Origin of the sequence: Nonlabens arenilitoris (assembly GCF_002954765.1) — a bacterium.
Lineage (GTDB): Bacteria > Bacteroidota > Bacteroidia > Flavobacteriales > Flavobacteriaceae > Nonlabens > Nonlabens arenilitoris.
In genome coordinates this window covers 3,184,690-3,197,780 of sequence record NZ_MTPW01000001.1, presented here as the reverse complement: position 1 = coordinate 3,197,780, position 13,091 = coordinate 3,184,690, and the positions used below count along the sequence as shown (strand labels likewise).

Here is a 13,091-nt window from a genome sequence, read left to right as displayed (position 1 = left end):
TTATCTAAAATTGATGACTTTTCAGTCGTTTTAAGTAATTGTTATAAAGGATAGAGAAGTGGCAGTATAGAGCGATTCACATTAAGAAGTGAATCTATGATTCTAGAATGGTGCTTCTTTGGGTCTTTTTCTTGTATTGAAACTTTGGAGCGATTTCTCTACTTGCCGTTAAAGAATAGTTTTTACTATCTGGATTCAACATATAATCCAGTTGATATTCAATCATTTTTTCAAACGGAACGAGAAATTTACTCGTATCGCAATTTTCTAGTCCGCCAGTTTTAAGTAAGTTCAATACGGTGTAAACAGATTCAATTGTACTCAAACATAGAGATTCTGGTTGTTGCTTGATGATAAACTTTGATTTTATGGAATTGTCAAAGCTTACTCTTTTAAGCTGTTGTAAGTTCTTACTTAGTTTAAGCATTTTACGAGCGCATGGCCAGGTACCATCTAGTATAAATAGATAGGGATGCTGTCCCATAAATGTCTTTATTTCTGTACCATTACTGGTAGATAAGTTGAAACTTTGTTTGCCAGGATAGAGTAGGAAAGAAGCGTTATTTTGATTTGCCAGAATTTCATTAACGCGTTGATGTTTATTAAAATCAACACCTACTATGATTTCTGCATTTTCTAGCTGTAGGTTGGTCATGTGACCGGTACCGTTTTTTTGTTTCTTATACTCTTTGGGATGCATTAAAATTACAAACCTAGTGTTGGTTTGCAACGGTTTGATAAGTTTACAAACGCAAGTGCTTGCAGGTCTCATGCAAGTATAACACTGATCTCGATACTTTTTTAATTCTTCTTGCAAGGTGTTTTTTATCGTTTGCTATCTGGATGCAAATTTAGATTAGTGATTTCAATTGATCATCTTTTTGTATCACTATTAAAAAGAAATACCACTCTTATAAAAGAGGTGTTGAATTATAAGGTGTTAAGTGATGGTATTATTTTTTAATCCAACCTACCTTTTTTTCCACGCTCTTATTTCTTTCTTTCGTTTTTCAAGATCTGTTGGTGGCGATTGGTTTTCTTCTTTAGCTCGTTGTCTGATGATTTGTGTTTGCTCTTCTAAAGCATGAAGGCCTAATGCTTTTCTTCTTTCATTTACTTTGTTGAGGTCGTCAAATGCCTGTGGTGATAATTCTCCGTTTTCATCCCAATCAAACTGAGTTCCATAGAGCTGTTGTTTTTCTTCAAAAACAGCAATGCGATCTGTTAAGTAATCTATATTTAATTTTACGGTATCGTTATGATCTGTATGTTGCAATAGCTGTACACACTTTTTTATAAAGTCTGGTTTGCTAATCGCGTGTTGTATGATAAGCCAAGCCGCTTCACTGGCTTCTTGTCCTACTTTTTCAATGGTAGGATAGCCGATCAGGTTGATGATTTCATCTAATTGGTCAGCATTTTTGATATGTAACTGCTCCATAGCTGTATCATAACCATTGCTTAGTTGGCCTTTTTGAATAAGCTCATCACGCAAGGCTAGATCAGCGTCTTTTAATTGGATGACTTTATGAGCTATTTCTGGATAGTTCATTTTTAAGCTTTGCCTTTGTGAGTTGTTCAGTTCTCGTTAAAATCTATTTGGTTACAGTACTTTATCAACTTTTCTCGGTATTTTCATGGTTTTGTTTTGGCTGGTAAACGACTTAACCAGTGACCATTAGGCCCTTTACGTCCTGGTCTTTTACTGGATAGCTCTATAGTCGTAGGAAGTAGTTTTCTAGCCATTATCGTTTTAAATTCTTCAAATTGAGCTTCACTAGTAAACGAAAATCTAAATCCATCTAATTCAATAGTCAAGTAAGGATAACCTAAACTGCCGTGACGAACTGGTGCTGGTGGATTAAATTTTTGAGATGTGTACCAAGGCTTATCATCTGCCTCGATATGAACCCAATAGGCCATGTGACTCGTTTTCCAATCTTCGGTATATCCAAAAGTTTTGTTTTTCATTTTTTAAAATAATAGACTTAGTTAGGCAGCCGATAAGTAAAGTGTATCCATCAATAATATGCTGTCTTATTTATGAAGATAAGAAATGATTTTATCGCATTATATTTTATGCTCTAAAACGTTTTTATTAATTCTATTTTATAAATCCGTTTACTTAAACAATTATTAATTATCATCATTTTCTTCTCCGTCAACATTAACATTCGGAATTTTTGCATTTCCGTCATTCTTGAATAAATAATGATAGACATTCGAATTGCCGATTGTAATTGCGTAAGCGTCTATAAATTCCCATCCTAAGGATTTCATATAGTTTAGAGCGTCAATGACAGTATAAAATTTTATTTTCTTTCCATTTTCGTCACGTATATAACTTTGCTCGAAAAAGCCTGATTTTTGTCCAAAATCAATAGTTACATTAACCTTTTTGGTGAACATTTGTCCTTGAGCAAGTAACAAAGCAAATGATGGTGAATAATCTAATTTTTCTCTTGCTATATAATTCCCTTCTTTTTTAGCGTCCAATTCCGCTTGTCTTTCCTCTTTTGTTTTCTTTTGAGCAAATGAGTTCAAAACGAAAAGAAGTAACATAATAGTCAATAAATATTTTTTCATAGTTCTGTTTCCTCAAATGTTTTACAACGGTTTTGTGTATGGTTAGTTGCGTGTTTAAGCAACTAATTTAGTAAACAAAAACGAACGCGAGAAAATTCCGAAGGAATTTTCCAAATAAGCACTTGCCAAAGCAATTAATTATACACGGTGTTGGCAACTGGCTTTTATCTATTCAGTCGTCATTTTTGTCGATACGTAAATCAGTTCATCATAATTGTCCGATGTAAATTCTTTTATTGCGCTCTGTTCCGTTATTGTTCCAACTCCAATTATTTTGCTTTGGTCAATTTTTCTATATTCATCGACAGATATTATTTCTCCGTCAAGAACATATAGAGTTTTCTTGTCCGACTTTGTATTTGCTATTTCTCTTTCTTGTAATTTGGTCGTTAATAAAACAACTCCGTTTTTACCTTTTCCTCCGTATATTTTTTCAGCGTTTTCTTTTTTCAAATACTTAACCTTTGAAATATCCTCTTCAAGTAACAGGAACCAACCGTCATTCATTGTTTCATATTCAACTGCATATCCATCGATAATCAGCAAAGGGTTTTCCGTAAGTGAATTATCGACTTTCACGGAATTAATATAATTCGCCAAGTAAGTTTTGTCAGATTTCTTTTGGTTGCAGGAAATACAGACAAAAATCAGAAGTAATGTTATGTTTTTTGTTATTCGGTTCATTTTTCAGCGTAATGTTTTTAGCTTGTTGCCAATGGCAAAGGTATAAGGCGAGTGAGGCGTTTTAGCCGGTACGCGTTGACCTTTTGGTTGTTGGTTAATGGTTGTGAAGTTACAGAATTTTGGAATAATCACAGCCTCGCTATAAGCCTTTAAAACGTCTCAATCGCCATTATACAACGTTCTTGTTTGTTTCCTAGCGGCTGGCGGTAATTGGGTAAGTACAAGCTGACTATTGCTCAAGAGGTTTTACAGCTTTGCCATTATTGTCTCCGACAAGCACAGCGAGAGGAAGATAGTTGAGTAGGTTGGGAGACTTGTGATTTATAATTACTATAGCTGGTTGATCTTTTGCAGCGTTATTGCAGTTCTATAGTTTCTAATCCCAAGAGCGTAATTATAAATTACAAAAGCGAAAACCTACGGCCGCAGGCAATGGACTAGAACGGTCTCGTATATGAAAAGTAGCGGGTTTTAAATACTAGATTTTCGGAAAACAATATACTTAAATTAAAGGTAATAGCGGTTCAGATTTGTACCTAAACCGCTATTTTTTATATACATTGTTGGTAGCCGTATTTTTATTTATGCTTATGTTTCGGCTCCCAAATGAGTCTTACGAAAGAACTAAACCTTTCATTTTCTCTACTTACAGGAATTCCTGCTACAATTCCAACCAATAAGTTGTCGGCTATTCCTAAACGCATTTGTGGTCGTATTGTCATATCAAAGTCGCTATTGTCAATAGTTTTGTTAAATTCAATACCTATGAAATTTCTTGTGCCTGTAATCATATAATGAAAACTTGTGTTGATATCATAAGTCGTATGAAATTCATTGGTAATGAAATTCTGTTCAATCATTGGACCTGTATATATCAATGAATGAAAATTGTTACCCCAACGTTTTGCAACAACAAAAAACGGATTATAGATATTTCCTTTAATGAAAGGACTTCCAAAGTTTCTGAAATCCGACAATTCAAACTCGTTGATATATCCAATTGCCATTGATGTTGCCATTGGCTCACTAACAAAAAAAGACCATTGAGTAGCTATTTTAATGCTATTTAATCTATTTGAAGGTATTGAATCTCGACTTACACCACTTTGTGGGGAATAAAAAGTGAATGGTAGTTCAACTTCAAATCCTAATCTGTTGATAGGTGCCCATTCATATTCAATTAGAGCTTCATAAGCATCAAATTTTAAGTTATCTGTTAAGCCTAAACCAACGTTCCACTCTTTTTCTCCTTTTCTTGCCCCTAAATCTCGAATTAAGTCAATATAGAGTGGTTCAGCGTGTAGAACTTTGTCAGGTTCTTTATGGTCTTCTACTTGTTGGATATAAATACTGTCTTTTTCAGTCTTTGTAATTTGTGCAATTGAATATGTTGAAGATGCCAAAAGTATTATTAGCACTAATAATTTTTTTAAATTCATTTTGATTTGTTTTTTAAGCATTAAGAAATATTCCCACTACTATTAAATAGGTGAGAATTAGTCAAATTGTAAAACAAATCAAATCTTGGGTGGTGGACTGTCTATTTTATTGAAGCCTTTTGATAATCGAGCTGCAAAATCAGGATAAAGTTTTTTTCTTTCGTCAATTAGGCTTTGTTCGAATTTATCTGCCTGAATAACGTGCACTAAAAAGTCTATTTTAATATTTTTCTGCTTGTTGTGGTCTTCGGTGTCGTGGTCATCGTATTCTTTAATAGCATCTTCATAACCCAGTACTTTTTCAAGAATTAATTCAATAATACTTTCTTGGTCATTGAATGATAAATCTTCAAGAATATGTTCAGGGTTTGGGTCTGCAGAATCAACACTTATGTTGAGAAGATATAAACCCATTAGTCCCCAAAGGATTTTCGTAAATACGCTATTTCTTATTCGACTTAACACAGTTCAAAAGTAATGTTTTTTAGTCGGTTTTCATATATGGCTACCAATGGCAAAGGTATAAGGCGAGTGAGGCGTTTTAGCCGGTACGCGTTGACCTTTTGTTTGTTGGTTAATGGTTGTGAAGTTACAGAATTTTGGAATAATCACAGCCTCGCTATAAGCCTTTAAAACGTCTCAATCGCCATTATATAACGTTCTTGTTTGTTTCCTAGCGGCTGGCGTGAATTGTGTAAGTACAAGCTGACTATTGCTCAAGAGGTTTTACAGCTTTGCCATTATTGTCTCCGACGAGCACAACGAGAGGAAGACAGTTGAGTAGGTTGGGAGACTTGTGATTTATAATTACTATGGCTGGTTGATCTTTTGCAGCGTTATTGCAGTGCTATAGTTTCTAATCCCAAGAGTGTAATTATAAATTACAAAAGCGAAAACCTACGGCCGCAGGCAATGGACTAGAACGTGATTGTGTATGATTTCGTTGCGTGTTTAAGCAACTAATTTAGCAAATACAAACCGAATAGAAAATCCGCGAGGATTTTCGTAAGTAGGCTAGGACTAGCAATGAATTATACACGGTGTTACCATACGTTTTTATATTTTTCGTAGTTCAGACAGATATTGATTTTTTATGTTTTCAAATTTGTCAATCAAATCCGATTTTTCTTTTATTGAATTCAGTTTAATCGAATCCGTTTTGAAAAATTCAGATTTCTGCTCATTCTTAATTCGTTCTTGTTCAATAAAATTTTCAAGTTTACTTATAAATCCATTATTTAATCTAATCTCTTTGGAACTTATTTCCTCTTTTTTAAAATACTCATTTAGCAAGTATTCATAACTTTCAATCCAATCCGATTTATCAAAATTAGTTGTCTTTTCTTCAAATTTGTCTACTATAAATTCTCCGATTTGAGTTTGGTCACTCCAAAAGTCAAGTTTTCCGTTTTCTAACTTCTCTATGTCAATATAGCAATTCAGATAATTGTTTAATTCCGAAATCAGTTTTTCTCGGTTTTCAATTCCGATAAGAGTTAGTTCGTTTTTTTTAAAATCAGTTAGATTAAACTCTTTTGAAAAGAAGTTGCTCGAACTTAAATATAATTTTACTTCGTCAGCGTTATTTTCGCTCACGACTTTTATAAGTACAAACATTAAATTAGTTCCGATTATGCTCATTTCTTAAATGTATGGTAATGGCAAAGGTATAAGGCGAGTGAGGCGTTTTAGCCGGTACGCGTTGACCTTTTGGTTGTTGGTTAATGGTTGTGAAGTTACAGATTTTTGGAATAATCACAGCCTCGCTATAAGCCTTTAAAACGTCTCAATCGCCATTATACAACGTTCTTGTTTGTTTCCTAGCGGCTGGCGTTTATTGTGTAAGTACAAGCTGACTATTGCTCAAGAGGTTTTACAGCTTTGCCATTCTAGTCCATTGAGTAGGTTGGGAGACTTGTGATTTATAATTACTAAAGCTGGTTGATCTTTTGCAGCGTTGTTGCAGTGCTATAGTTTCTAATCCCAAGTGAGTAATTATAAATTACAAAAGCGAAAACCTACGGCCGCAGGCAATGGACTAGAACGGTCTCGGCTATGAGTAGTTGCGTGGGTTAGCACTCAACTTTACAAGTACACACCAAACTGAAAAAATCCGTGAGGATTTTCAGAAGTAGGCGAGAACAAGCAATTACTTATAGCCATTGTTGTGCTTTCGTTATTTTTTTTCTTCAAGATATACTTCAATTAATTCTTCAAGTTGTTTTGCATTTTGGTATAGACGCAAGCGTGCCATGTGAGAACTGTATAATCTTGCTTTCATCAAACTGTAGTTATCAAGTACTTTATCATTTTCAGTTTCGGATAAATCGAAGTAAGTAGATGAAAACTTTACGGGTTTTATACCTGATTTCCATCTCTTTGGAAACATTTCTTCTACTAAAGGATACACTTTGACCAATTCAGAATTATTTTTGATATAATTTCTGTAAAATTGGTTATTAATATCTTCATGCTTTATAGTCTCTACAAAAAGCCTATAGTAAATTTGAGTTGATAGCTTAATTCTTTCTGATTGCAAAAGGTTAAGTTTTCCAGACGATTTCATATCCTCAAAAACAACGTTTTGCCCTTCAAACCAATGTTCTCTTGATACAAGTAGTGAATTTGAAATATGGGTTTGCACCTGCGAATTTTCTACGCCTGTTTCCGTAGTCCTTAATAAAACAGATAACGCATCTAATTTTAGCGTATCTCCTTTAAAATGCCTTTCAAGTTCATCGATATCATTTACGAGATTGCTTTGTATCCCTTTAAGATAGGCCAATTCCAAATCCTTATTCTTTCTGTTTTCATTCCAATTATTAATCTGCAAAGCAATCAAAATTCCAATAACGACAAGAATAATTTCGCCAATGGCATAAATCAGATATTTACTGAACTTATTTTCAGATATCAGTTTTTGTCTAATTTTTGTAAAGAATTTTATCATTGGTTAGCGGTTTGTCATAATGAAGCACAATGGCAAAGGTATAAGGCGAGTGAGGCGTTTTAGCCGGTACGCGTTGACCTTTTGTTTGTTGGTTAATGGTTGTGAAGTTACAGAATTTTGGAATAATCACAGCCTCGCTATAAGCCTTTAAAACGTCTCAATCGCCATTATACAACGTTCTTGTTTGTTTCCTAGCGGCTGGCGTGAATTGAGTAAGTACAAGAATACATTTGCTCAAGAGGTTTTACAGCTTTGCCATTCTAGTCCATTGAGTAGGTTGGGAGACTTGTGATTTATAATTACTATAGCTGGTTGGTCTTTTGCAGCGTTATTGCAGTGCTATAGTTTCTAATCCCAATAGAGTAATTATAAATTACAAAAGCGAAGACCTACGGCCGCAGGCAATGGACTAGAACGTGTTTGTGTATGATTTCGTTGCGTGTTTAAGCACTAAAGTTAGCAAATAAATCACAGATAGAAAGTCCGCTAGGACTTTCGTAAGTAAGCTATAACTAGCTATGAATTATACACGGTGTTGCCAACAGTATTTTATTCCACTATTAATTCATTTGGGATTTCATAAGTTGCAGAATATTGTAAATTCTTTCCTCTTTTTTTAAATTCAGAAAATGCTTCTCGATACCATTTCGGGTCATTTGGTTCAGCGTTCAGTTGTTCGTGAACTCTAACATTATAAAAATCTCCATTCAGCCAAGGTTCAATTCCGTAAATTCCTATTCCGTTTTTTTTCACTCTGTTCAGCACAATTTCAAAGTCAGATTCAGTAAAGTAATATATAGATTCAGAGTCGAATCCGTCATTCAAGTTTTTAAGTCCGAAGAAGATTTTCGATTTTAAGAATTCCTCCTTTTTCAATTCTAAATTCTGAGTTTTTTTATTCAATTCCGTTTTTATTTCGTTTTCAGGTTCTTTCTTTTTCTTGTTTGCACAACTTATAATTAAAAGACTAAATATTGTTATGAAAACTGCTTTTCTCATATTGTTGGCAACGGTCTAGTGTATGATTTCGTTGCGTGTTTAAGCACTAAAGTTAGCAAATAAATCACAGATAGAAAGTCCGAGATGACTTTCGTAAGTAAGCTATAACTAGCAATGAATTATACACATTGTTGCCATTAGTTTTTTATTCGTAATCATCATTATACCAACCTTTCCATTCTCCAGTTTCAGGATAAGTCAATTCGTAAATTCTCTTTTCAGAAGGACTTAAACTGTCCAAATATTTACTCAATTCCATTATATGAGTTTCTCCATAACCCATTCTCCAACCAATACTATATTTGTCAATTTCTGGATAAGCTAACCAAGGTGGTAAAATCGGATTTTTGAGAGTTTTAAATTCTCCAACTTCATTTAGAATGTCTCTTGTTTCCATTAAAGCGTATCCGAGTAAATTCAGTCCATTCCAAAAGTATGGATTTTTAGCGTCTTCATTATTTTGAGCGAGTCCAATTCCCCAAATATTGTCGACTGGACTTGCCTCAACTAAAATTCGGTCATTCGTATTTCTTAAAAATTCCGATAGCTTTGGGTTTTGACTAAACTTGTGAAAATTACCTCTTACAACTATTTCGAATCTATTTTCTTCCCAAATTCGTTGGTTAAAGTTCTTTACTTGTCTGCCAAGTTCTTTTACTTTTCCAGCTTTTGAGCTTTTGATTATTTGTTCATAAATGTTTTTGTCATTAAACAGCAAAGCTTTTTCAGCCATCATATAATGTTCGGCTGTCAAGAATTTAATTCCGTTAACTTCAAATTCAGATTCATACCATTGACTGAAACAAGATTTCGTAATTCGGTCAGACTTTTGATGTCCCCAAAATAGAAGGTATTTCAGGTTTTCACCTGATTCAATTCGTTCAATTATTTTCTCGTTCGCGTAGTTCATTCAAATTAATGGCAACGGTTGGGCTATGAGTAGTTGCGTGGGTTAGCACGGACTTTTGCAAGTATACGACAAGCTGAAAATTATGCAGGAATTTTCAGGATAAGCTCTTAATAGCAATTGTTTATAGCCATTGTTGTAGGTAGTTTTTATCTGTTTTGTTTGACTTTTTTAATAAATCTTCGGATACTTCTATTAAATCTTTATTTTGATTTTCTTATTATATATCAAGGCATAAAACTTCTTATCCCGATTTGAATTAATCGTTTGAGCAATAAATATAACAACTTTTTCATCGTCTTCAAACCTGCCTCTAGCTCCGAATTCGCCATCAATTTTTGTTCTCGCAAATACACGTAACTCTTTGCTAATTTTATTTGTGTAGTCATTAATTGGCGAATCTTTTAATTCATCAAATGAATAAGAGTATTTTACAAGTTCATTTACTGTCTTCTTCTTTGACTTATTTTCAGATGTATTTTCTGCGCACGATGTCAAAAAAGCAATTATTAGCGAACAAATAATCATTAATGTTTTTTTCATAATATTGATTTTAAATTACCTACAACGTGTTGTGTATGATTTCGTTGTGTTGGCTAGGACTAAATTAGTAAAAGAAAACTGACCTAAGGAAAATTCCGCAGGAATTTTCCGAGTACACACGAACCGAACAATGAATTATACACGTTGTTAGAGCCAGTATGTTTTATTCAACGGCTAACTTATTCCAAAATTCAATAATAAATCTTTGCTTTTCATCTAACTCACCAAATTTACTTTTAGCGAATTCAAATTTATTAGTCATCATTATCAAAGCTACACAGTTTAAAATTCTAACATTGTTTAAAGTTGTTATCGTTGTCCCTATATTAAATTCATCATTTGCGAATACTTTTCCCTCATTCAATTGAATTATTGAAATAAATTCTGAGTGGGCGTAATTAGAATAAAGTTTGTATACCTTTTCGAATGAATCATTTTTTAATACACTTTGTTTGAGTAAAGGTATCCAACTGATTATTCTTGGAAGTCCATAATTGTCTAGTTTCCACAACTGGTTTTCCTTTAATTCTTTATAAAAAGGGCTCAATTTTACTTCTTTCTTCAATTGTGAAATTTCAGCTTTTTCTCTTTCAATCTTTTCTGCGAATTCTTTATTCTGAGTTTTACCAAAATCTTGACGAGACATAAAACCAGATATTCGCCAAAGATTATATCTAAATATTTGTTCGTTTCTACTTATTTGATTGAAAAACAAATATTCTAAAGTTAAAAATGTCTCAAGTAGAGACCTTGTTAAAATATAAATTGATGACCTATCAATGATTGGGATTTTTTTGTCGCTGTTTAATATTGAGAAGTTAATTCCTTTAGATAATTCCAATATACTTTTAGAAGTGAAAATCATTTTGATTAGTAAAGTTTCTTGATAAACTTCACCATGTTCAAATTTGGGTTGCGCTTCGTATATTGAATCTACAACAAAAGCATGTGATTGAATAATCTGTTCAAGACTCGGAATCAAAGTTTCCAAATTCAGACTATTTGCTTCTTGTATTAAGATTTTAGCTTTCTCTTCATCTGTCATTTTATTGGTTTCAAATATTGGCTCTAACGGATTTGTATAAGAATAGTAGGGCTGAAATTAAGCGACTATCATTCGGTTAAACACAAGCCGAATTTTTAAATTTTTCTTATTATCTTTTTTTTTCAATAAGCCAAATTTAAAAACTTGGCGACTTCGCAAAAGTGCCCAATCCATTGAATTAAGCAACTAATCGCCCTATTATTTTTATACGGTGTTGTACAACGTTTTTTATTCAGTTAGAATTTATAAATTTTATTCGATTCAAGAGTTAATAATTCCGCTTTTTGTCCAATCGAGTTAATATTCTCAATTATTTCGTCCGCAATCTTTTTTGCTTTTTCATACTCCACTTCTTTATTAAAAGTGAATTGGATTCCTGGCATTTCCCAAGAAAAACTAAATTCATCTTCTCCAACTACATAAAATGGCCATTCATCTTTAATAACTTTTTTCCATTTATATGAATTCGGTGTCATTATCTTGTCATATTCCTCGTTTGGAATTTCATCAACTCCAATTATTAGAAACTCAAAATTTTCTCCAGTCCAATTTGTTCTGTCGATTTTTTTGTTATTCATTTCTGTTTTAGATTCAGTTTCCATAGTAGATTTTTCCGTAATCTTTTCAGTCAGATTATCCTCTGGAATATTATCCAATTCGTTCAGTTTTTTCCTTAAAAATCGGAATAGTTTCATTTTTGGTCAAATGTTGTACAACGTTGATGTGTATAAAATGTAGCGTGTTAAAAGTACTAAATTTTCGGATTAACACTTAGCTAAATTTTATATTTTGTTTTTAATTTATTCAGTTTAAAAGCCAAATTTAAAATTTGGCGGACTTTTCAAGCATATACAAACCATTCGATTGATCACTTAATAGCTATGTTTTATACACTGTGTTGTGCATAGTGTTTTTATTTAGTCTGTTTATAGTTCCGTCCAGTTTTAAATCCGCTATATGCTATTAATCCAACTATTATTATTTGAGTTAGATATAGAACTGTCGAAAGATTGTCAAAGATGTTATTTGTAACAGTAAGGTTATATTCAGTTGTATCTGTTACTTGTATATGAGAATTTACAATTGAAATTATTCCGGTAAGAACCCAAATAAACAATAATCCGCTAATCATAAAAATCAGATTCGCAGTAAAGTTTTTAAAATTCATCTTTAACATTCGTATAATGTAAACGCTAAAAAAAATCAGAACTGATAATAGTAGAAAAAAATGAACATTGGTAATCACAAAATAAGTGTCGTGAATATTGATGTCAGTATTAGATTCAGGTTTAAATCCGTCAAAACCTAATAATATTAAATTCAAAATTAGCACAAATAGAGCTGTTACAATTAACCAAAATATTTCTTTTCTTTTCAATTCAATAGTTCGTTTTTCAACTTTAGATTAGTTGCTCTACATTATGCACAACGCCACCTGTGTATGTCGTGTGAGGTTCATTTGCAAGTAAATAGCAACTATTCGGTATTTCCGAACAGTTCAAAGTAAACAACTAATTGAGGATTAAGCCACCTCACAGGTAGACATAAATGAGCCTTATACGATATACATCGTGTTATGGATAGTTTAACTGCTCATCAACTGAAAAAACAAACACACAACGCCCACTGAATAGGCTTATTTACAGGTGGCGTTACAGGATAATTTAAGACTATGGGAGTCTTTAAAAACAATTACTAAATTATGAGAAGTCAACAAGAAGTATTAGATGAAATAAGATGGCGTAAAACTGAGAAAAAAGGACTAGAGAAGTCTTTACAAAACCCAAGTGAGAATATAGATATAGACTATGTCAAAGGTCGCTTGCTTAATCTCAGTTTTGCTATAGCATGGTGTGAATGGTTTTTAAAAGCGGAATAGTCTGTGCCGCAGGTAAATTATCCTGTAACGGTCTAGTGTATGATTTCGTTGCGTGTTTA

At 33.0% G+C, this 13,091-nt stretch carries 15 protein-coding genes; 1 reads left to right on the top strand and 14 read right to left on the bottom strand.

Annotated elements, in window-relative coordinates; genetic code table 11:
- Nucleotides 1–94: 94 nt before the first annotated feature.
- The 14 genes from BST92_RS14325 to BST92_RS14260 form a co-directional block, all read right to left on the bottom strand.
- A complete protein-coding gene (locus BST92_RS14325) occupies nucleotides 95–817 on the bottom strand; it encodes a tRNA-uridine aminocarboxypropyltransferase (protein ID WP_105072079.1) in 723 nt (240 codons plus the stop codon).
- A gap of 153 nt (nucleotides 818–970) precedes the next feature.
- Nucleotides 971–1,552, bottom strand: a complete 582-nt coding sequence (locus BST92_RS14320; protein ID WP_105072078.1) for a DUF6624 domain-containing protein — start codon at nucleotides 1,550–1,552, stop codon at nucleotides 971–973.
- Between the two features lie 83 nt (nucleotides 1,553–1,635).
- A complete protein-coding gene (locus BST92_RS14315; RefSeq protein WP_105072077.1) occupies nucleotides 1,636–1,971 on the bottom strand; it encodes a hypothetical protein in 336 nt (111 codons plus the stop codon).
- Between the two features lie 165 nt (nucleotides 1,972–2,136).
- Nucleotides 2,137–2,586 carry a hypothetical protein gene (locus tag BST92_RS14310; RefSeq protein WP_105072076.1) on the bottom strand — a complete coding sequence of 150 codons (450 nt, stop codon included), beginning with the start codon at nucleotides 2,584–2,586 and terminating at the stop codon, nucleotides 2,137–2,139.
- A 168-nt stretch (nucleotides 2,587–2,754) separates the two neighbouring features.
- Complete coding sequence (locus BST92_RS14305) at nucleotides 2,755–3,165, bottom strand: hypothetical protein (RefSeq protein WP_146105169.1); 411 nt, start codon at nucleotides 3,163–3,165, stop codon at nucleotides 2,755–2,757.
- Nucleotides 3,166–3,848: 683 nt separating this feature from the next.
- The gene (locus BST92_RS14300) at nucleotides 3,849–4,709 is read right to left on the bottom strand and encodes an HAEPLYID family protein (RefSeq protein ID WP_105072293.1); all 861 of its coding nucleotides are present in this window, start codon (nucleotides 4,707–4,709) and stop codon (nucleotides 3,849–3,851) included.
- A gap of 78 nt (nucleotides 4,710–4,787) precedes the next feature.
- Nucleotides 4,788–5,123 carry a hypothetical protein gene (locus tag BST92_RS14295; RefSeq protein ID WP_170061762.1) on the bottom strand — a complete coding sequence of 112 codons (336 nt, stop codon included), beginning with the start codon at nucleotides 5,121–5,123 and terminating at the stop codon, nucleotides 4,788–4,790.
- Between the two features lie 642 nt (nucleotides 5,124–5,765).
- Nucleotides 5,766–6,350 carry a hypothetical protein gene (locus BST92_RS14290; protein WP_105072073.1) on the bottom strand — a complete coding sequence of 195 codons (585 nt, stop codon included), beginning with the start codon at nucleotides 6,348–6,350 and terminating at the stop codon, nucleotides 5,766–5,768.
- A 535-nt stretch (nucleotides 6,351–6,885) separates the two neighbouring features.
- The gene (locus tag BST92_RS14285) at nucleotides 6,886–7,659 is read right to left on the bottom strand and encodes a DUF6090 family protein (RefSeq protein ID WP_105072072.1); all 774 of its coding nucleotides are present in this window, start codon (nucleotides 7,657–7,659) and stop codon (nucleotides 6,886–6,888) included.
- 549 nt (nucleotides 7,660–8,208) lie between these two features.
- Nucleotides 8,209–8,658 (bottom strand): hypothetical protein, encoded by a 450-nt coding sequence (locus BST92_RS14280; protein ID WP_105072071.1) that lies wholly within the window; start codon nucleotides 8,656–8,658, stop codon nucleotides 8,209–8,211.
- Between the two features lie 145 nt (nucleotides 8,659–8,803).
- Nucleotides 8,804–9,568 (bottom strand): riboflavin biosynthesis intermediates N-glycosidase, encoded by a 765-nt coding sequence (locus BST92_RS14275; RefSeq protein ID WP_105072070.1) that lies wholly within the window; start codon nucleotides 9,566–9,568, stop codon nucleotides 8,804–8,806.
- Nucleotides 9,569–9,760: 192 nt separating this feature from the next.
- The gene (locus tag BST92_RS14270; protein ID WP_105072069.1) at nucleotides 9,761–10,108 is read right to left on the bottom strand and encodes a hypothetical protein; all 348 of its coding nucleotides are present in this window, start codon (nucleotides 10,106–10,108) and stop codon (nucleotides 9,761–9,763) included.
- Between the two features lie 163 nt (nucleotides 10,109–10,271).
- Nucleotides 10,272–11,153, bottom strand: coding sequence for a DUF5677 domain-containing protein (locus BST92_RS14265; RefSeq protein ID WP_105072068.1), 882 nt, complete (start codon nucleotides 11,151–11,153; stop codon nucleotides 10,272–10,274).
- 236 nt (nucleotides 11,154–11,389) lie between these two features.
- The gene (locus BST92_RS14260; RefSeq protein WP_105072067.1) at nucleotides 11,390–11,848 is read right to left on the bottom strand and encodes a hypothetical protein; all 459 of its coding nucleotides are present in this window, start codon (nucleotides 11,846–11,848) and stop codon (nucleotides 11,390–11,392) included.
- A 1,007-nt stretch (nucleotides 11,849–12,855) separates the two neighbouring features.
- Between BST92_RS14260 and BST92_RS15075 the strand changes: the two genes are divergently transcribed.
- Nucleotides 12,856–13,032, top strand: a complete 177-nt coding sequence (locus BST92_RS15075) for a hypothetical protein (RefSeq protein ID WP_170061749.1) — start codon at nucleotides 12,856–12,858, stop codon at nucleotides 13,030–13,032.
- Nucleotides 13,033–13,091 lie beyond the last annotated feature (59 nt).